17 protein-coding genes and 1 pseudogene are annotated in these 19,259 nt (G+C 36.9%); 10 read left to right on the forward strand and 8 right to left on the reverse strand.

What is annotated here, in order from left to right:
- Nucleotides 1-409: 409 nt before the first annotated feature.
- The 3 genes from BZK16_RS11475 (at nucleotide 410) to BZK16_RS11485 (ending at nucleotide 2,121) form a co-directional block, all read left to right on the forward strand.
- A complete protein-coding gene (locus BZK16_RS11475; RefSeq protein WP_077929038.1) occupies nucleotides 410-976 on the forward strand; it encodes a pilin in 567 nt (188 codons plus the stop codon).
- 302 nt (nucleotides 977-1,278) lie between these two features.
- The gene (locus BZK16_RS11480; protein ID WP_077929039.1) at nucleotides 1,279-1,602 is read left to right on the forward strand and encodes a hypothetical protein; all 324 of its coding nucleotides are present in this window, start codon (nucleotides 1,279-1,281) and stop codon (nucleotides 1,600-1,602) included.
- Between the two features lie 282 nt (nucleotides 1,603-1,884).
- The gene (locus BZK16_RS11485; RefSeq protein WP_077929040.1) at nucleotides 1,885-2,121 is read left to right on the forward strand and encodes a hypothetical protein; all 237 of its coding nucleotides are present in this window, start codon (nucleotides 1,885-1,887) and stop codon (nucleotides 2,119-2,121) included.
- A 300-nt stretch (nucleotides 2,122-2,421) separates the two neighbouring features.
- Here BZK16_RS11485 and BZK16_RS11490 read toward each other — a convergent pair whose 3' ends face one another.
- Nucleotides 2,422-2,649: a hypothetical protein gene (locus tag BZK16_RS11490; protein ID WP_077929041.1), complete on the reverse strand. Its 228-nt coding sequence runs from the start codon at nucleotides 2,647-2,649 to the stop codon at nucleotides 2,422-2,424.
- Between the two features lie 723 nt (nucleotides 2,650-3,372).
- Here BZK16_RS11490 and BZK16_RS11495 point away from each other — a divergent pair.
- Together BZK16_RS11495 and cadA are read left to right on the forward strand one after the other, a co-directional pair.
- Nucleotides 3,373-3,591 (forward strand): hypothetical protein, encoded by a 219-nt coding sequence (locus BZK16_RS11495; RefSeq protein WP_077929042.1) that lies wholly within the window; start codon nucleotides 3,373-3,375, stop codon nucleotides 3,589-3,591.
- A gap of 60 nt (nucleotides 3,592-3,651) precedes the next feature.
- Complete coding sequence (cadA, locus tag BZK16_RS11500; RefSeq protein ID WP_077929043.1) at nucleotides 3,652-5,793, forward strand: lysine decarboxylase; 2,142 nt, start codon at nucleotides 3,652-3,654, stop codon at nucleotides 5,791-5,793.
- A 92-nt stretch (nucleotides 5,794-5,885) separates the two neighbouring features.
- Here the strand turns inward: cadA and BZK16_RS11505 are convergent, their stop codons facing one another.
- From BZK16_RS11505 to BZK16_RS14905, 5 genes and pseudogenes are all read right to left on the reverse strand, one after another.
- Complete coding sequence (locus BZK16_RS11505; protein ID WP_077929044.1) at nucleotides 5,886-6,188, reverse strand: hypothetical protein; 303 nt, start codon at nucleotides 6,186-6,188, stop codon at nucleotides 5,886-5,888.
- Between the two features lie 473 nt (nucleotides 6,189-6,661).
- On the reverse strand, nucleotides 6,662-7,771 hold the full coding sequence (locus BZK16_RS11510) for a peroxidase-related enzyme (RefSeq protein WP_077929045.1): 1,110 nt from the start codon (nucleotides 7,769-7,771) through the stop codon (nucleotides 6,662-6,664).
- Nucleotides 7,772-7,779: 8 nt separating this feature from the next.
- The gene (locus BZK16_RS11515) at nucleotides 7,780-8,262 is read right to left on the reverse strand and encodes an L-2-amino-thiazoline-4-carboxylic acid hydrolase (protein WP_077929046.1); all 483 of its coding nucleotides are present in this window, start codon (nucleotides 8,260-8,262) and stop codon (nucleotides 7,780-7,782) included.
- 23 nt (nucleotides 8,263-8,285) lie between these two features.
- The gene (locus tag BZK16_RS11520; RefSeq protein ID WP_233145291.1) at nucleotides 8,286-9,821 is read right to left on the reverse strand and encodes an amino acid ABC transporter permease/ATP-binding protein; all 1,536 of its coding nucleotides are present in this window, start codon (nucleotides 9,819-9,821) and stop codon (nucleotides 8,286-8,288) included.
- 57 nt (nucleotides 9,822-9,878) lie between these two features.
- Nucleotides 9,879-10,658: pseudogene (locus tag BZK16_RS14905) on the reverse strand (ABC transporter substrate-binding protein); the annotation flags it as partial.
- A 150-nt stretch (nucleotides 10,659-10,808) separates the two neighbouring features.
- Between BZK16_RS14905 and BZK16_RS11525 the strand changes: the two are divergent.
- The 4 genes from BZK16_RS11525 (at nucleotide 10,809) to BZK16_RS11540 (ending at nucleotide 15,898) form a co-directional block, all read left to right on the forward strand.
- Nucleotides 10,809-13,727, forward strand: coding sequence for a xanthine dehydrogenase family protein molybdopterin-binding subunit (locus tag BZK16_RS11525; protein WP_077929047.1), 2,919 nt, complete (start codon nucleotides 10,809-10,811; stop codon nucleotides 13,725-13,727).
- On the forward strand, nucleotides 13,724-14,284 hold the full coding sequence (locus tag BZK16_RS11530; RefSeq protein WP_077929048.1) for a (2Fe-2S)-binding protein: 561 nt from the start codon (nucleotides 13,724-13,726) through the stop codon (nucleotides 14,282-14,284). The genes BZK16_RS11525 and BZK16_RS11530 overlap by 4 nt, the downstream gene beginning before the upstream one ends.
- A gap of 10 nt (nucleotides 14,285-14,294) precedes the next feature.
- The gene (locus tag BZK16_RS11535) at nucleotides 14,295-15,605 is read left to right on the forward strand and encodes a cytochrome c (RefSeq protein ID WP_077929049.1); all 1,311 of its coding nucleotides are present in this window, start codon (nucleotides 14,295-14,297) and stop codon (nucleotides 15,603-15,605) included.
- Between the two features lie 32 nt (nucleotides 15,606-15,637).
- Nucleotides 15,638-15,898: a c-type cytochrome gene (locus tag BZK16_RS11540; protein ID WP_077929050.1), complete on the forward strand. Its 261-nt coding sequence runs from the start codon at nucleotides 15,638-15,640 to the stop codon at nucleotides 15,896-15,898.
- Between the two features lie 61 nt (nucleotides 15,899-15,959).
- Here the strand turns inward: BZK16_RS11540 and BZK16_RS11545 are convergent, their stop codons facing one another.
- On the reverse strand, nucleotides 15,960-16,931 hold the full coding sequence (locus BZK16_RS11545; RefSeq protein ID WP_077929051.1) for an XdhC family protein: 972 nt from the start codon (nucleotides 16,929-16,931) through the stop codon (nucleotides 15,960-15,962).
- Entirely contained in the window at nucleotides 16,928-17,512 is a 585-nt protein-coding gene (locus tag BZK16_RS11550; protein WP_158076855.1) for a nucleotidyltransferase family protein, read from the reverse strand. The genes BZK16_RS11545 and BZK16_RS11550 overlap by 4 nt, the downstream gene beginning before the upstream one ends.
- Nucleotides 17,513-17,839: 327 nt before the next feature.
- Between BZK16_RS11550 and BZK16_RS11555 the strand changes: the two genes are divergently transcribed.
- Nucleotides 17,840-19,228 (forward strand): SLC13 family permease, encoded by a 1,389-nt coding sequence (locus BZK16_RS11555; protein WP_077929053.1) that lies wholly within the window; start codon nucleotides 17,840-17,842, stop codon nucleotides 19,226-19,228.
- Nucleotides 19,229-19,259: the final 31 nt, after the last annotated feature.

Genomic DNA, 19,259 nt, shown 5'->3' on the forward strand with positions numbered 1-19,259 from the left:
GATTATCAGTTATGCTATAAGTTCTCAGATTCATAGCATATAAGCCATCGCTATTTGATGATCATATTAAATGAAATTGTAATGTTAAATTGGAAATTATAGTTGATAAATAGAGTCTAAGGCCGAGACGCATACAAATCTATATAGAGAAGATAGTGGCTTGTTTATTGTATTATTCGGTTTAATCTATACTTATACAGAATTTTATTAAATAAAAACTTGTTCATAAAAGTAATTTATTCATCAGTATTAATTTTATTGATGTGGATCATGAATTTTACTATCAATAGTAAATAAAACTATACATATTTTTTCTTGTAAATATATAATTCGCCAAAATTTATATATGTAAATCTTCATGTGTAATTTTTTATTAGATGATAACTACACAAAAATCAAGGCAAATACTATGAAAAATAAAGGCTTTACATTAATAGAATTAATGATCGTTGTTGCAATTATAGGAATTTTATCTATGTTTGCATTACCAGCCTATCAAGATTATACAAAAAGAACTTATGTAGCAGAAGGATTAGCATTATCGACTGTAGCTAAAATGGCAGTAACAGAGACTTTTACGACTGAAGGAAAATGGCCAAAGACGAATGCTGAAGCTGGCCTCGCAAATGGAAATCTTGTTACTGGACAAGCAGTGGCCGGAGTTTGGGTGACTGAGGGAGTAAATCAAGGTGGTCTTGATGCTTCAGAGTTTTCAACTATTGCAATTTATTATACTAATAAAGTAATCTCTGGTGCAGATGCAGTACCCACATCTCAACCAACATCATTTCCTACAGCTGGAAATAATATACTCACCTTAATACCTTTTTCTGTTGCAATTAATGGCTCAAATGGGACATCTTCTGCGAATTTTGGTGAAGGGTCTATACAATGGAATTGTTTCGCTAGATCTACAGAGTTAGAAGAAAAGTGGCTACCTAGTAATTGTCGTTCACAAATTGTGGATGAGATTTAATTGTCATAATATTTTGATTACATAGCATTTTGTTCAGATGAATATATATGATGCTCGTTGGTGTTCTGTCTTTACAAAATTTGCTATAATCTTGTAAAGGCTTTAGGGTAGAATCTATCACTAAGCTGACGGTTTAAAAAGGGGAAAAGGGGGTAAGAATGCTGTTCAACTGCTTCCTTCTCCTCCAGATTATGCGATCAAGCCCTTGTGTTACAAGGGCTTTTTGTTTTTTATGCTTTGAAAGCATACTACGTAATAATCCCATGTTGTTGTCAAGACAACATGATGATTGAGGAAATAAAATGATAACTGCAGATTTTTATATCTACAAAATTAAGAAAGATGGCCAAGGCAATATTGCAGGCGTGAGAATTAGACGTGTTGATGTGGATCAAGATGGCAAGGTAACTGTAAAAGGTTCTAGATATGCTGTTAAGGGATTGATTTGTGATCTTTTGAAAACAAACAAACTTAAAATTCAAACTGCTGCATATTCAAAGAATCAAAAACTGTGGACAGTGTTGAATGATGTGAGCCTTGTTGTAGAAGGTGATAAAGAATATTTAAGAATTGATGGTGAACATACATTGAAAGATGATTTAGGTACTTTGCCTGAATTTCTATAATCATTGATAAAATGATCACGAAAACCTCAGTATTCATACTGAGGTTTTTTTATGTCAGTTTGATTTGATGATCTGCAATGCTCATCAATTGTGGATCATGAGTAAGACTCATAAAGTAGGTATAGAATTGAAAAAGGTTTGGGTGAATATAATGCGCGGTTATCGCCATTATTAGATAGTGTATAGATAAAGATGAATTGGTCAGCATCATATCTTTAATCTTGCTAGCCAATGGTTAATTAGATAGGCTAGTTAGCTTATAAACAAGCAGGCATATGTATTATGTTCAGCAATTTAAAAAGGTATCTCGCTATAGCATTAATGCTTTATGGAAGCATTACTATTAATTTCTTTCCAGAAACAGGTCCAATCAAAACTAGGACGGAAGGTGGTTCAAGATATAGGGCAGGTATGTTATTTAATGAAAATTCACCTTTGCATCCTTATGCAAGAATTTTATTCCCACTAGTTGCTATTATTCTTATTGTAAGGGAAGTTCGCAGGAAGGATGATGAGTGATTAACTGTAAAATTATTTATAATGATATGTATTGTACTATCAAGATATGCTATTAGCACATGGTATTGTTAGTTGATATGAATCATTGTTTTTAATTTTTGATTTGTGTGTTCGATTTTGGTGGCGTAAAGTACGTGCCACTAGAGGAATCTAGTACTACAATTATAATTCATCTATATCCTTGACCCCATTAAATTGGGGTTTTTTTTGAGCATCAATAACTCTAAAACGGGAGGGGATAAGAAGAGAGAATTAAAAAAAGCCTCATGAATTGAGGCTTTTGATTGATGAATTGAATAATTAGCTCTGCCAGCCTTTTTTCAACGATTCTTTAAGGCTAGTAATATTTGCTTCGATTCTTTCAATACCTTTGATGATTTCATCCTCTTGAACTTCAAAGTTGTCATTGCAAGTACCGCAGAAAACAATACGATCATCTTTAAGTTTTTTAATGGTTTCTGGGACGATTCTAGAGCACTTAGGGCACTTAATGTTAATGGAATGTGTTTCTAAATCTAAGTTACTCATTAATTTTCCTTTTTTACTTTATTAACTACTGATGGGAATTTAGGTTAGTACATTAAAAGAATATGTGGTGAAACTTGTGCATTTTTTCTTATGCTCTCAAATCACACAATGAAGGCGCGCTTGTTTCTTCACCATGATATGAATATGTGGCTCTCAGACAAGATCGCCTTTCTGTGTTGTAAATATCTCGGCCAGTGAAGCGCATTTTGATCATAATCTCCTTCTTAGGTTCATTTCTAAAGTAGATGGTTTCTATGTGTTTATATGAAATGGGAAAGTCCAGCAGTTCTGTAGCAGCTTGGCGCAACTTAAGATGCTCTTTGCTGATGGGATCAAATTGCTGAGTAATACTGTAGATGACAGGATCTTTTTTCCTAAATCTCTCTTGTCGAGTAGCTTTTTTGTTTTCATATTGATTTTAATAGAAAAATATCACTGACCAAATGAGTGATAAAAAAATCATACAAAAAAATGTCATAGGAAAATATTTGAGAATGGATGTCTTTTTGTGAACCATAATTGAATGCATTGCGAAAACATTTTTATAATGTTAATTTTTATATAGATATGTTGTCAATAGAAAAGTAATATTTATTATTTATCTATGGTAATGATCATCCATAAAATATGATAGATTTGAATTTAAGATATTGATTAAAATGCGATAAAATGAACAAATAGAAAATAATATGACATTAATAAAAACATAATTAAGAGGTTAAAATGGCTGAGAAATATATTTTAATAAGTTTTGCAACCAACGTTGGTCGCAGTCGTAAACTGATATCATTGGAAAATATCACTGAAGTTTCTGAGTTGCCGAATAGTGGTGGTATATCTATTAAAACAGCAGCAACAAGCTTTACAGTTAAAAAGAGCACTATGGATGAATTTATGAGTTTTTTAGTTGGTGATCAAAAGATCTTCAACGCAGTTGATTAGATTTGGCGATCTGATATTTATTTTAGCCAAGACAGTAAGTAATAGGAGATGACGCACTTAATGAAAACAATCGTAATGTTGAATGATGTCACTGATGTATTCAAGGCTGATGTTTTTGATAATCTTGCAGAAGAATTAACTGAAGCAGGATTTGATCTCATATTTCCTAAAAATGCTGATGATTTATTGGATTTGTTACGGAAAAATGCGCGCATTGGTGGTGTGATTTTCGATTGGGATCATCATAATTTGGTATTGAGCCGAGCAATTTCTAAGATCAATGGAAAATTGCCAGTATTCACATTCATCAATGACAATACGATTTTAGATTTTGCTTTCAGTGATTTAGCCATCAATATTCATTTCCATAATTATATTTTGAATCATGTGACAGATATTGTGGATCGTATTGAGCTTAAAACCGAAGAGTATATTCATGATCTATTACCGACATTTACGAAAGCATTGTTTGATTATGTGCGTAAAGAGAAATATACATTTTGCACACCAGGGCACATGGGCGGTGCTGCGTTTGAGCAAAGTCCTGTCGGCTCTTTGTTTTATGATTTCTATGGTGAAAACGCGATGCGTTCAGATGTTTCGATCTCTGTGGAAGAGCTAGGTTCATTATTGGATCATTCAGGACCACATAAAGAAGCAGAAGAATTCATTGAAGAAGTATTCAATGCAGATCGTAGCTTTATTGTGACGAATGGCACATCCACAGCAAATAAGATTGTGGGTATGTACGCTTGCCCAGCTGGCAGTACAGTTTTAGTGGATCGTAATTGCCATAAATCCATTACACATTTAATGATGATGACGAATCTTGTACCAATCTATCTGCGTCCAACGCGCAATGCTTATGGGATTTTAGGAGGTATTCCAAAGCATGAATTCACAGAAGAGCATATTCAGAAATTAGTGGATGAAACGCCGAAAGCAACATGGCCAGTGCATGCTGTGATCACAAACTCAACATACGATGGGCTTTTTTATAATACGGGTTATATTAAGAAAACATTGCCTGTGAATTCCATTCATTTTGATTCTGCTTGGGTGCCTTATACAAATTTTCATCCAATTTATGAAGGTAAATCTGGCATGGGCGGTGAACGAATTGAAGGTAAAGTAATTTATGAAACGCAATCCACACATAAATTATTGGCAGCATTTTCACAATCTTCCATGATTCATGTGAAAGGCAAAATCAACGAGCGCACCTTCAATGAAGGTTATATGATGCACACAACGACATCGCCGTTATATAGCATTGTGGCATCGTGTGAAACAGCGGCAGCAATGATGCAGGGCGAATCAGGCAAGAATTTAATGCAACGGGCGATTGATCGTGCGATGAACTTTCGTAAAGAGATCATTCGTTTGAAATCAGAATCACCAGACTGGTTCTTTGATGTTTGGCAGCCAAGTAAGATTAATGAAGCGGAATGTTGGCCGTTGAACCCTAACAGTCAATGGCACGGTTTCCCGAAGCCTGATGAAGATCATTTGTATTTAGATCCTATTAAAGTCACTATTTTAATGCCGGGAATGGATGCTCAAGGTAAATTGGATAAAACAGGAATTCCGGGATTAGTTGTGGCAAGATTTTTGGATGAGCGTGGCATCATCATTGAAAAAACTGGTCCATATACATTATTATTTCTATTCAGCATGGGCATTGATGAAACGCGCGCATTGACATTGTTACGCAGTTTGATGGATTTCAAACGCATTTATGATGCTAATTTAACAATTCGTGATGCAATGCCTGATCTCTATGCAGTGAATCCTGAATTCTATGTGGATATGCGCATTCAAGATTTAGCACAAGGTATTCATCAATTGATGATCAAGTATGATCTACCGAATTTGATGTATGAAGCTTTTGATCATTTGCCAGAAATGGAAATGACACCGCATGAAGCTTATCAAGAAGAGATCAAAGGTAATGTCACAGAATGTTTACTGTCAGATATGGTGGATAAAGTGAGTGCGAATATGATTTTGCCATATCCGCCAGGAGTACCTTTAATCATGCCAGGTGAAAAAGTTACGAAAGATAATTTGCCAGTATTACGCTTCTTAGAAATGCTTTGTGAGCGTGGCACACATTATCCAGGCTTTGAAACTGATATTCATGGCGTTTATAAAAATGCAGATGGGCAATATGTTGTACGTGTTTTAACAGAAAATAATTAGTTTAATTTTTATATAATATTTGATCAAAACATAAAATCCACTTTAAATATTTAAAGTGGATTTTTGTTTATGTAACTTGCTGAGTCAATGGATTAAATTTGTTTTAAATATTCTGTTTGGATCGCGACATAATTACACTGGTCAGAACCTGCATCACAAACACTGCTAATCGCTTTATCCATCGCTGCACGATCTTTGCCATGAGACAATGATTCAAATGCCGTTAATTGAGCTACTTTATCTGTATTTTGGCATTCATTTTTTACAAAGTAATCTAAAGAATAATTAATCGCCTCAGTATTATCAAAATCCATTGGGTGAACAAAGAAAACTGGTTGTGCTGTTGCTAATGTGAATGTTGCACCTAATAAAGCTGTCATGATTATTTTTTTCATTTTTATCATCCTTCAACAATTAATGTGTCTTCGTTAAGATGCATACTAGAACNTTTACAAAGTAATCTAAAGAATAATTAATCGCCTCAGTATTATCAAAATCCATTGGGTGAACAAAGAAAACTGGTTGTGCTGTTGCTAATGTGAATGTTGCACCTAATAAAGCTGTCATGATTATTTTTTTCATTTTTATCATCCTTCAACAATTAATGTGTCTTCGTTAAGATGCATACTAGAACGCTTCTAAGGGAGATACAATTGAGATATTGTGTAATCCTAGCTACGATCAATATTATTGCGATTAAACGATAAAATTTAGATATTGATCAATCATTGTGATTGTAATCAGGATGTGGTGGGATGATAATTAATAGTTCTGTTTAGATGATTATAAATAATGTTGAAATATCCGATGAAATAGACAATGCCATTGGTTATGTTTACATCAATGACACTGCTATGACTAATTAAATTTATTCACTTAACTCATAAGCTTCACCCAATGACAACATCAATCGATTTGCCCAAGAGAAAAATGCAATAGATTGAACCAAATCTAATAACTCTAAATCATCTAAGCCTAAATCACGTAGTTTATCAATCTGTGTGGGATAAACAGAAATTGGTGTAGTTGATAGGGAAGCAGATAGATCTGTGATTGCTAATAATCTTTCATCAAAGTTTTGTGCCAATACTTCCCCTGTTTGGGTTGCAAGTAATTGGTCAACATCATTTTTACGATCTTTGGCTAAGTGACTCGCTTTTCGTGCGTGGACAGAAGCACAATAAATACAGCCATTCACTTTGCTCACAACAGCAGCTGCATATTCGCGTTCCCAGCGTGGTAAACCTTCTGATGTATAGAAAACGCCACGATCAATTAAAGTACGTAGTTCTAAAATTTTACTTTGATGAGCCAAAAGCAAAAAGTATTCAGATGTAATTTGCCCCATTTTTTTCATCACATCAGCTTCTTCATCACTCAATGTAGAAGCATCGCGAGCATTGAGCCAGCTTTCCCAGCCCAATTGATCCTGTGTGAAGGCAGTTGGTGCAATTCGACCTTGAGCTGTATGAATTTCTTTATTCCAAACACCTGCTGTGACTGGCGGAGTTACTGTACGATTAGATTTGCCTTCTAAAAGTAAAATGCCTTCAATTAATCTTGATTGATATGTTACAAATGTTACTAATTGAGCTAAGAGTAAGAAATCTTTTTCATGCCAGCCTGATTCAATGACAGCATTCACTAAAGCTTTATTGGCTTGCTTAGGGTTTTCAATGATTACATCCACATATTTTAATGCTGCTTCATATTGCGCAGAATCTAAGTGAATATCTGAAGGGCTAAATTGTTCAGCATAATAATTGGCTAATAAATCACCGCCAGTTTTGCGTGTCACTTGTTCCGCTAGATAGAACTTAACAGGTTGCGTTAAATATTCTGATTCTGCTGTGAAAATAGTTTCAAATGCCAGTTGTAGATTATCAGTTGCGACATCTCTTGTTAATCGTGCTTGTGCAAGTTTAGATTGTGAATCTAATCCAGTTAATTGATTCACTAAATCTTGTTGAATAGCCATAACTCTCATTACTCCTGTTTCTCAGCTTGATAGCAAAAATCGCAAAACCCATCGCCATTCATAATGGTATGTGGGCGAGTGAACTTAACATTGGGTGCATAACCTTCGATAAATTTAGCATCACGATTGCAAGATAAAAGGAACCCAATGTCACCTAATCCCATGCCATGATACATTTCTGCATACTTACAGCGATTCACTTGATATTCATAGCAATCTGAATTGTTGGTGAGCACATCAATGTCTAGTGCATCATCTTTTTCCCACAAATATTGCAAGGCAACAAAGCTTTCAATATTGGTTTTTCCATTGGCTTCTTTACTTGCGAAAGATTTACCTGCATCAATGGCTGCTTGTGCAATGGCTTCTTCCACAACTTTTTGTGCAGCTTCTAGGCCAAATTCACGTTTCATAATTTCATAAATGGGCTTAATGATTTCAGCCTCAATTTTTCGGCGTTGTAAAATACCGATTTCTTCATTCATAGACATAATTTTCTCCCTGCATATTTAACTTAAATATTGTTCTGTTGCACAAAACGCGCCAAGCGTGGATCTGTTGTATTTTGAAAGCTTTCTGGTGATCCATCGTGCAATACTTTGCCATTTTCCATGAAAATCACTCTATCAGAAACTTTGAAAGCAAAGGATAATTCATGTGTTACCATGATCATTGTCATGCCTTCTTTTGCTAGCTCTTCAATCACCATTAGCACATCGTTGACCAATTCAGGATCCAGTGCAGATGTTGGTTCATCGAACAGCATAATGGAAGGTTGCATTGCTAAAGCTCTTGCAATGGCAACGCGCTGTTGTTGACCGCCAGATAACTGATGCGGATATTTATGAGCATGTGCCAATAAACCAACCTTATCCAACATTGCCAATGAGCGTATTTTGATCTCTTCTGTGGTGCCTAATTGATGATAGAGTGGCGCCATCATGACATTTTCTAACGCTGTTTTATGTTGAATCAAGTTAAAGTTTTGGAAAACCATGCCAATGTGAACAATGCGGCGATTGTAATCAGCTACATCGACTTTCTGCTGAGATTCTAAACCATATAAAAATGGTGTGCCTTCTAGGCGAATGATGCCTGTATTTAATGATTCTAAGCCATTAATTGTGCGCAACAAGGTTGTTTTACCTGAACCTGATGGGCCAATGATTGTGGTGACTTCTGACCATTTAAATGCAATATTTAAATCTTTAAAGACAGTATTGTCATTGTAGCGCTTACTTGCAGCCTTCATTTCGATTGCAAAATTGCCTTGGCGTTCATTGCTGATTTGGCTGTATTGCGTTAATGCTTGATGATCTAAGTTAATATCATCTTCTTTATCATTATTGCGTTGTGTGACATCTAGTTTATTTTCGAGTTTACGCAATAGATAAGTGATCACGCTGACAATTAAAATATAGTAGAAAGCAACAGCTAATAGCGTTTCCATCACCAAGAAATTACGAGTGTACAATTGTTGACCCACTAATAATATTTCTGTGAGAGAAATGACAGAAACCAAAGAGGTTAACTTAACGATCGTGATGTATTGATTGGCTAACGGTGGTAGGGCGATTCTTAAAGCTTGAGGAATAATGATGAGTTTTTGAATCCCTAAAAATGGAATGCCTAATGCTTTACCTGCTTCGGTTTGTCCTTTAGGAATTGCTTGCAAAGCACCACGATGAATTTCTGCCATGTAAGCACTTTCACTTAATACTAATGCAATTAGTCCAGCAATGAATGAGCTAGATAATAGCACAGAACTTGCAGGCCAAAATTGTGGCAAGTTATAGATGAAAATGAGTAAGACTAACAATGGCAAACTTCTAAAGAACCAAATATAAGTCGCTGCTGATTGTTGTAGCGCAAAGTTTTTAGATTGGCGCATTAATGCTAAGACAAAACCAAAAGTGAGCGCTAAAAGCCATGTCAATGTGCTCAATTGAATAACTGTTAATGTTGCTTTCCAGAAATCTTTGTTGATTAATAAGCTGCCTAAATATTCCCAATTAAAGCCTTTTTGTACAGCTTGTGGTGCATCTTCAATGGATAAATTATTGGCTAAGATTAAATCTTCACTAGGGAATGCTAAGTTATATTTTTTTAATAATGCTTCATATTCACCTGAATCTTTCATGGATTGAATGTGTTGCTGAACTTCTACTTTTAATGCTTTGTTGTGTTTATTAAAGGCTAAGCCAATCAATACAGGATCAATCATCTCTTGTGTGCTAATGACTAAGCGATCACCCAATTGATTCATCACCATTTGCGCAACGGCTGCGTCTTCATATTGAACATCCACACCTTTGGATAGCAATGCTTGAGCTGCTTCTGGTGCACTTGGATATTCTTTAACAACGATTGGACCTAATCCATTAGGTACACAATAACTGGCAGTAATATCGTTTAAAGTTGGAATCCATGAAGCGCCTTTCATGGAAGAAATACTTTTACCGCATAAATCCTTCAAAGTTCGTGGTCGATAATTATCTTCTTTGCGTACAACCAAAACTCCGCCTGTTTGCAAATAAGGCAGAAAATCCACTTGTTTGGCGCGTTGAGGATTGATATAAAGGGCAGAAGCAATTAAATCATAATGATCAGCATTTAAGCCAATGATAATATTTTCGATGCGCGTATCTTTAAATACAGCTTTTCCACCCATTTTTTCTGCTAATAAACGTGTGAAATCAGGATCAAAACCGCTGGGTTGACCATTATCTAAATAAGCATATGGCGCGTAAGTTAAATCAATGCCTATTGCCAATTCATTGCTTTTAATTGTATTTTCACTGGCAAAGGATAATGTTGAGATTAATATCAGAAGTGAAAAAACGAGTTGGATGGGAGTTTTAAAGATGGACCGCATATTGATTCTCATAAATCATACTAAAATTGCATGTTATATATGTTAATAAAAAGAGTCAATAGAAAAGAGTTAAAATGACATGTAGTGTTTGTGCTGGATTCACCCTATAATAAAAATACTCATAAAATTAAATAATCATGAGATAAAACTAGGGAGAGCAAAATGGCCGCACATATTTCACGACGTGGTTTCATCAAATTAGGCGCGATTGCGGGCATTACAGTGATGATTGGCAAATTACCATTTGCAAATGCAACACAGGTTAATTCAGGACCATCATCTACAGATTGGATTGACAAGAAAGGAAAAGCTAAGTTCCGTTGGGATGCTGTTCGTAAAGTCACAGGGCATAAAAATTTTGCACGTGATTATCGTGCCAAAGATATTCCAGGTTGGCCAGAGCAACAAAGCTATGCATTTATGTTGAAATCTGTTCATGCTGATCGCACTTTTGAAGGCATTGATTTATCCATTTTGGGCGATGAATTACAACCAGATGTTTTAATCCTGCAAGAGGATTTGATGAAAGATGGTTTCAATATTCCGCAAGATACAAGCAATGGCAAAGGATTTTATGGTGCTAATATTTTAGTGCCTCAAGGAGTAACACCACCAATTTTAGGTCATCCTGTAGCAATTTTGATTTATAACGATTTTGCACGATTCAATTCCGCACAGCGTATGCTACGTTTTAATCAAGATGTTGTGAAATATGGTGAAATAACAGGTATTAAACCGCCTAAAAATTATGGCGCAGCACGTTATGTAAGAATTGGTGGTGCAACGCCTTATGATCCGTCTATTTTTTCACCGTATACAGATGCTGCGATTAAAGGTGCATTTGATGGTAATAATGTTGTGTGGCCGCCTTTTGCACCTCATCAAAAGCCTGCAACCATTCCTGCAATTATTCGTAAAGATCGTGGTGGCGGTTTTATTCATGCACTGCATCAAGCAGATAAAAAGCCTAATACACAAGGCATTGCAATGGATCATGCTGCCAATTTATCTCAAACGATTGAGAGTGCTAAAAATGATCCTAATAAGTTTGTTTTAGAGCGTAAAGGGTTCTCACAATCTATTGATCCATGTGCGATGGAGCCTGACAACTGCAATGCTTGGTATGATGCTGAACATAAAACATTGCATGTTTTGACAGCTACGCAATCTCCCGCAGGTGTGGCTGATATGGCGGCAAAGCTTTCTGAAGGTAAAAAGCAATTTCCAGTGGAAACCATTATGTTGCTCACAGGATCAACCGTTGGTTATGGTTCAAAAGACTATTCAGTTTTTCCAATCTATGCGATGGCAGCAAGTTTTTATAGCCAATATCCAGTCAGAATGGCGAATGATCGCTATGAACAATTCCAAATGGGTATGAAACGCCATGCAGTGGATATGGATGTTACGATTATGGGTGATCGCACAACGGGAAAATTTGAAGTGATCAAAGGTACTTATAGTTGTAATGGCGGCGGACGAGAGAATTTATCTGTAGCAGTTTCTCATGTGGCTGTTCGTGGCGCACAGTCCATTTATTATTTTCCAAACTCTGATTTAACGGCTTTAGCCATGGCAACGCCAGCTGTAGAAGCTGGATCAATGCGCGGCTTTGGCTCATTACAATCGATGGCTGTCACTGAATTGATGGTGGATGAAATAGCCTCAGAATTGAACATAAGCCCGATTGAGTTGCGCCGTAGAAATGCGATTTTGGAAGGTTATCCTAATACGCAAGGTGGGATCATCGCAGGCGATCCACGCAATGTGGAGATGCTTAATCTAGCAGAGAAACATCCATTATGGATCAATCGAGATCAGAAGAAATTAGAGTTTGATCAAGCGAATCCTGGGAAGTTATATGGCGTTGGTTTTGCACAAGTTCAGCAGGTTTATGGTTCAAGCGGTGTACCAACGATATTATCTTTATCCTTTGATAAGGATGGCAAATTAACAATGCGTCATTGTGTGCAAGAAATTGGTACAGGTGGCACAACAGCACAGCAAGTAATGATTTGGAATGCTTTAGGTAAAGCGCCTGATGTTGTGGAATTTGGCGTAACTGAATTTGATGAATTGCCATTGAAAACCAGTTGGGCTGATCAAAAGAAACAGGATGAATTATCGAAAACTGATCCGTATTGGACACCAGGATTAATTCCAGATATGAGTTCATCCAGTGGCGTTTATTATATTGGCTTTGGTACGCGCCAAGCGGGTAAGTTTTTATTAGAAAATACTTTATGGCCAGCAGCTAAAGCAATTTGGAGTGAAGGAGTTGGTGGCGGAACTTTTAGTAGTCTGAATGTTGAGTTATCTGATATTCGCGTAGGGCCAGATGGTATTGGCGGCGGTGGTATGAAACCATTGCCGTTTGATGTATTGGCTAAAAAAGCCCATGAAATGGGATTGATCACAGGTGTTGCTGTGCATGCTTATTCTAGCTGGCAATGGGCAAGGGCTGATTTTGATATTCCTACAGTGGGCATGACGAATCTACCATTGGATGCGATTGCTGTTCAATATGGTGAAGGCGCACCAAAGCAACTGCGTGATCAAATGACAACAGGTGGATTTCACTTCATTAAACGTAAACAAGCATTTTATCCACCCACAGATCGATCAGGTGCTGATCCAACAACTGTCACACCAGCATCATGTTTGGTTGAATTGAATGTGAATACATTTACAGGTGAAGTGGAAATTATGCACCATCATATGATTATGGATCCGGGTACGATGATTGTGCCTGAATTAGTTTCAGGGCAAATTCAAGGTGGCACAGCTATGGGTATTGGACATGCATTGATGGAAGAAATGCCATTGTACGAAGATGGGCCAGGAAATGGCACTTGGAACTTTAATCGCTATGTATTGCCAAGAGCAAAGGATGTTGCAGTTTGGCAACAAACGACAGATTATCTACCGCCATTATCAGAAACATCGCCACCAAAAGGCATGGCAGAATTAGGTATGATTCCGATATTACCTGCCACAAGTAGCGCATTAACACATGCAACAGGCAAGCGTTTCTATGATTTCCCAATCACACCAGAAAAAATTAAAAAGGCATTAGCATGAGTAATAATACAATTCCAATGATTGAGACAAAGCCACTCAGTATGATCATCAATGGTGAGAAAGTTGGGCCAATGGATGTACCTGTCGATATGATGATGATTGATTTTCTACATGAATATTTAGATCTGACGGGCACACATTTTGGTTGTGGGCAAGGAATCTGCCATGCTTGTACTGTGGTTGAGTTGCAAGCAGATGGCAATATTATCGAAAGTAGAACGTGTATTTATGGTGCACATTTCTTCAATGGTAAAAACATCATTACAATCGAAGGACAGGCAGGTAAAGATGCTGAGGGTAAAGCAACATTAACCGCCATTCAGCAAGCTTTCATTGATCATTTTGCTTTCCAATGTGGTTATTGTGCTTCAGGTTTTGTGGCTGCTGCAACGGTATTCATTGATCGCTTAAAAAAACAGCCCATTCAACGAGTAAATTTAGAATCAGCCATTGAAGATGCACTGAATGATCACATTTGTCGTTGTACAGGTTATGTGCGTTATTATGAAGCTGTTCGACAAGTAGCGTTAGAAACACCTGGCTGTGTAATCGGATAAGGAGATCATCATGAGAAGAAAGAAAAAACGTGGATCACGATTACGCAAATGGTTAGTGAGAATTATCATATTAGGTATTGTGGTTTCTGCGCCAATTTTGTTGGGTGTTTTTCGCCAATCTAGCGTTGCTGATCATATTGAACAGCCATTGACAGAAGCAGAAATGGTTTCCCTCATTCCACGTGGTAAAGAGTTAGCTTTAGCAGGTGACTGCTTTGGTTGCCATTCATTACCCAATGGTGCAATGGGTGCGGGTGGAGTGCCAATTGATATGCCTGTTGGCGTGATCTACTCTACAAATATTACGCCAGATAAAGAATATGGTATTGGGAATTATACGCGTGCTGATTTTCATCGTGCATTGAAAGATGGCATTGGCAAACAAGGTAATTTATACCCTGCAATGCCATTTGTATTTACGCACATTACAACGCCTGATGATTTGGATGCACTGTATGCTTATATCATGAGTATTCCGCCTTTGGCAGTGCCAAATCAAGAGAATACTGGTGTATTTGTATTGCCAGTTCGCCCATTTTTAAACTTTTGGACATTATTAAACTTCCCTGATCGAAAAGCATCCAATAATCCTGAGCGAACAGATACTTGGAATCGTGGTGCTTATTTGGTAGAAGGTTTAGCACATTGTGGAGCTTGCCATTCGCCACGTAATTTAATGATGGGTGTGGAATTTGACAAAGCTCTAACAGGTGGATTTGTGGATGGTTTAGCCATTCCTGATATCACAGCTGAAGCTTTATCAAAACATGGCTTTAGTATTGAATCTTTAACAGAATACCTGTCAACAGGGATTTCACTAGAAGGTGATTCATTTGCAGGCATGAATACAGTGACGCATTTTTCAACAAGCCAGATGAATCAATCAGATGTGGTTGCGATGGCAAATTATTTATTAACTGATCAATCAGGGCGATTATTGGGCGCGCAAGCAGAACCTGAGCCTTTAGCTGTGATTGAAGAACTGCCATTAGAACAACGAATGATGAATGGTCGATTATCTTATATTGCAGCCTGTTCAGGTTGTCATGGTATCGATGGTATGGGAATTCCTAATGTTGTGCCATCATTAAAAGGTGATGCAATTGTGATGATGGATAACCCACAAACATTGATCTCTGTTGTATTGAATGGTTTAGCAACCACAATTTATACCAATCAGCAGCGTTATTATGCAATGCCTGGCTTTGCTGATCGTATGGAGAACCAAAATATTGCGGATCTATTGATGTGGATTCGTGCAGAATGGGGCGGACAATCCACACCAATTAGCGCTAGAGATATCGCAAAAGAGAAGAAATAACTTAATAGATAATCAAAATAACGCNCGATGGTATGGGAATTCCTAATGTTGTGCCATCATTAAAAGGTGATGCAATTGTGATGATGGATAACCCACAAACATTGATCTCTGTTGTATTGAATGGTTTAGCAACCACAATTTATACCAATCAGCAGCGTTATTATGCAATGCCTGGCTTTGCTGATCGTATGGAGAACCAAAATATTGCGGATCTATTGATGTGGATTCGTGCAGAATGGGGCGGACAATCCACACCAATTAGCGCTAGAGATATCGCAAAAGAGAAGAAATAACTTAATAGATAATCAAAATAACGCTCTGTAATGCAGGGCGTTATTTTGAGTTGTGATAGCTTTAGATATTATTTTTGGTTTTAACAATATCTGCCATGATGGCTAAGGCAATTTCAGCAGGTGTTTTACTGCCAAGTGCTAAGCCAATCGGCGCATGAATGCGACTTAATGTCTCGTCTGAAAAATCTGTGCATTCACGTAGGCGAGCTAATCTGTTTTCGCTATTACGTTTAGAGCCCATAGCACCAATATAAAAAGCAGGTGTTTCTAAAGCAGACATCATCGTCAGATCATCAATTCTAGGGTCATGGGTTAACGATAAAATTGCTGTTTGAGTTGTGCAACCATGTTGATCTAAATAGCTCGAAGGAAATGATTGTATTAGTTGTACTTTATCAGCTAATGGGTTTTCTGTAATTTGTCTGAGTTCTTCCTCGCGATCTTCACATACAATGATATTGAATCCTAAGGCACTTGCAAATTCGATGCAATAGAGTGCAACTGCTGAAATACATGCAATAAATATCGTAGTACAGCTTTGTAGATTGATAATGATCTGCTGATCAAGCCATTCGATTGTGTTGGATAATGGATGTTCACATTGAGTTAGCTTTGCATGTTGGCCTAAAGTCACTACTTTTTGTAGCGTCAATTGACCTTGTAACGCTTTATTCATTGTCTCAAGCATCATAATATTATCCAAACTGGGTTGGATATATTCCACTAATAAATCAATGCTACCGCCACAAGGCAAAGCAACATTGGGGCGATATTCTGATTCGCCATGACCATATCGAATGGTTTGACTTGGCTGTAGGAATTTTTGTGCAGCGATTTGTTGTAAAAAATCTTCTTCGATACAACCGCCTGATAAAGAGCCACTGTATTTGCCATCAGCAGTTGCCACTAATAATGATCCCGCAGAACGTGGCGCAGAACCATAAGTTCGCAATACAGTGCATAGCCAAATGGGCTGTGCTTGTTTGAGCCATTCAATGGCTTGTTCTATGACAATCAAATCTAGTGTTTTCATGGTAAATGCTTCATTAAATCTTGGGGGTGATCGATGTCTTGAATACTACCTTGATCTTCTACAGGTAGTGACATTACAGGAAATTTTTTTAAAATTTGGCTAGCACCTTGATCACCTTGTAAAGCCATCAGTTGGGGATATAGGCTTTTTTGAAAGCCAACAGGGTGACCAAATTGACCATGATAAATAGGGCGAGCAATGACATGATGTTGCATAGCTTCATAAACTTTTTGTATCGTGGGTGATTGAATGAAAGGGAGATCACCATGCAAAATTAAGAGTGCATCCCAAGATTGATTGACAGTAACAGCTTGTGCAATGCTGTCACCTAAACCATGACTTTGAATTTGCAAGGTTGGGCTATTGAATTGAGATGCTAATGCATGTACTTTGGGTTCATCCTGATTCGTCACAATACAAATATTATCCATTGAAAAGATTGTGTGTGCTTTTTGATAAGTAATTTCAAGCATTGCAGTATTGCTAGCATCGCATGGGTAAAGCAGCTTATGAATGCCCTTATTTGCATATTTAAATCGTTGGCTATGGCCAGCAGCCATCAGTAACAAACCTATTGTCATGATTATCATTAATCTATGGTTAATATTTTTTGATTATACAGTTTGTCTATGAAATCACACGTCTTTATTTTTCTATTAAATCTATACAAAATGTTTAGTAATTTAAATAATTATAAGAATATATTTCCTATAGGTTTTTATTTTGAAAAGGAAAGATCACCATAAAATTTATAATAATTTTATATGGTTCATAAATTAATCAATATTAAATATAAAGCAGGCTTTAAGATAAAAAAGAAAATGATAAATTTAGATGCATAAATAATTTTTATGCACTATCATACGCCCTTTCTTTAATTACAGACAAACTACAAGAGGGAGGAGTCTATGTCTGATGATCAACCTACATTATCGGAAATGTTGCCGCATAAAAAGGTCATCAAAGGTGTTGCTATTACAGCAGTAGCAGCCATTTTGTCTATAGTTTTATATAATATTTTACCTTATGATAGTAATGCTAATAAAGGCATTGCATTATTGCTATTTATTGCCATTTTGTGGTTCACAGAAGCAGTGCACATTACCGTAACGGCATTGATGATTCCTGTCTTAGGTGTTGCAATCGGTATTCCAGAATTATCCACTAAAAAAGCATTGAGTACATTTGCAGATCCTATTATCTTTTTGTTTTTTGGTGGTTTTGCTTTAGCAACAGCATTACATATACAGCAATTAGATAAGAAAATTGCCTTTTGGTTGATTTCGTTATCAGGCTCGCATTTAGGTGTTGCTACGATGTCAATTTTTGGTGTGACAGCATTTTTATCCATGTGGATCAGTAATACTGCGACAGCAGCAATGATGTTGCCATTAGCATTGGGTATGATGCAACATTTGGATAAGACGAAAGATCGTAATACTTTTGTGTTTATCTTATTAGGTATTGCGTATTCAGCAAGTATTGGTGGCTTAGGCACAATGGTGGGTTCGCCGCCAAATGCCATTGCATCAGCAGCATTAGATTTAGATTTCACAGGTTGGATGAAATATGGTTTGCCAATGATGTTGGTATTACTGCCATTGATGTTGTTATCTATGTTCATTGTATTGCGCCCACGCTTGAATCAAAAAGTTGTGATAACAACTGAAGTCATTCCATGGACATTGCCAAGAGTGATTACATTGGCCATCTTTTTATCAACAGCGATTGCATGGATTGGTGGTAGCTATATTGGTGAAAAATTTGGCATCAGTAGCCCAGATACTTGGGTTGCAGTATTGGCAGCGATTGCGGTGATTCTCTTTGGCTCAGCAACATGGAAACAAGTATCAGATGGTACAGATTGGGGCGTTTTATTATTATTCGGTGGTGGCTTAACTTTAAGTGCTTTATTGAAAGATTCAGGTGCTTCTTTAGTGTTAGGTCAACAAGTTGCGAGTTCTTTTGGTGAATCTCATCCATTTGTGATCATTGTGATTGTAACGATTTTTATCGTAGCATTGACTGAATTTACAAGTAATACAGCATCAGCAGCACTGTTAGTACCTGTGTTTGCAAGTATTGCAGCACAAATGGGAATGCCAAAAGAAGTATTGGTATTAGTGATTGGTATTGGTGCTTCGTGTGCATTTATGCTGCCAGTTGCAACGCCACCCAATGCGATTGTTTTTGGTACAGGTTTAATCAAGCAAAGAGAAATGATCAATGTTGGTTTGGTATTAAATGTTTTCTGCGTCGTAGTGATTAGCTTATGGGCATATTTCTTTTTGCTCTAAGACATAGTAATTATCTTTAAAGAAGTTTATC

Source organism: Wohlfahrtiimonas populi, from assembly GCF_002006795.1.
GTDB classification, from domain to species: domain Bacteria; phylum Pseudomonadota; class Gammaproteobacteria; order Cardiobacteriales; family Wohlfahrtiimonadaceae; genus Wohlfahrtiimonas; species Wohlfahrtiimonas populi.

Bases quoted from the DNA above. Each gene is read 5' to 3' on its own strand.
- BZK16_RS11475 (WP_077929038.1), top strand. From the start codon at position 410: ATGAAAAATAAAGGCTTTACATTAATAGAATTAATGATCGTTGTTGCA.
- BZK16_RS11480 (WP_077929039.1), top strand. From the start codon at position 1,279: ATGATAACTGCAGATTTTTATATCTACAAAATTAAGAAAGATGGCCAA.
- BZK16_RS11485 (WP_077929040.1), top strand. From the start codon at position 1,885: ATGTTCAGCAATTTAAAAAGGTATCTCGCTATAGCATTAATGCTTTAT.
- BZK16_RS11490 (WP_077929041.1), bottom strand. From the start codon at position 2,649: ATGAGTAACTTAGATTTAGAAACACATTCCATTAACATTAAGTGCCCT.
- BZK16_RS11495 (WP_077929042.1), top strand. From the start codon at position 3,373: ATGGCTGAGAAATATATTTTAATAAGTTTTGCAACCAACGTTGGTCGC.
- cadA (WP_077929043.1), top strand. From the start codon at position 3,652: ATGAAAACAATCGTAATGTTGAATGATGTCACTGATGTATTCAAGGCT.
- BZK16_RS11505 (WP_077929044.1), bottom strand. From the start codon at position 6,188: ATGAAAAAAATAATCATGACAGCTTTATTAGGTGCAACATTCACATTA.
- BZK16_RS11510 (WP_077929045.1), bottom strand. From the start codon at position 7,771: ATGGCTATTCAACAAGATTTAGTGAATCAATTAACTGGATTAGATTCA.
- BZK16_RS11515 (WP_077929046.1), bottom strand. From the start codon at position 8,262: ATGTCTATGAATGAAGAAATCGGTATTTTACAACGCCGAAAAATTGAG.
- BZK16_RS11525 (WP_077929047.1), top strand. From the start codon at position 10,809: ATGGCCGCACATATTTCACGACGTGGTTTCATCAAATTAGGCGCGATT.
- BZK16_RS11530 (WP_077929048.1), top strand. From the start codon at position 13,724: ATGAGTAATAATACAATTCCAATGATTGAGACAAAGCCACTCAGTATG.
- BZK16_RS11535 (WP_077929049.1), top strand. From the start codon at position 14,295: ATGAGAAGAAAGAAAAAACGTGGATCACGATTACGCAAATGGTTAGTG.
- BZK16_RS11540 (WP_077929050.1), top strand. From the start codon at position 15,638: ATGGGAATTCCTAATGTTGTGCCATCATTAAAAGGTGATGCAATTGTG.
- BZK16_RS11545 (WP_077929051.1), bottom strand. From the start codon at position 16,931: ATGAAAACACTAGATTTGATTGTCATAGAACAAGCCATTGAATGGCTC.
- BZK16_RS11550 (WP_158076855.1), bottom strand. From the start codon at position 17,512: ATGACAATAGGTTTGTTACTGATGGCTGCTGGCCATAGCCAACGATTT.
- BZK16_RS11555 (WP_077929053.1), top strand. From the start codon at position 17,840: ATGTCTGATGATCAACCTACATTATCGGAAATGTTGCCGCATAAAAAG.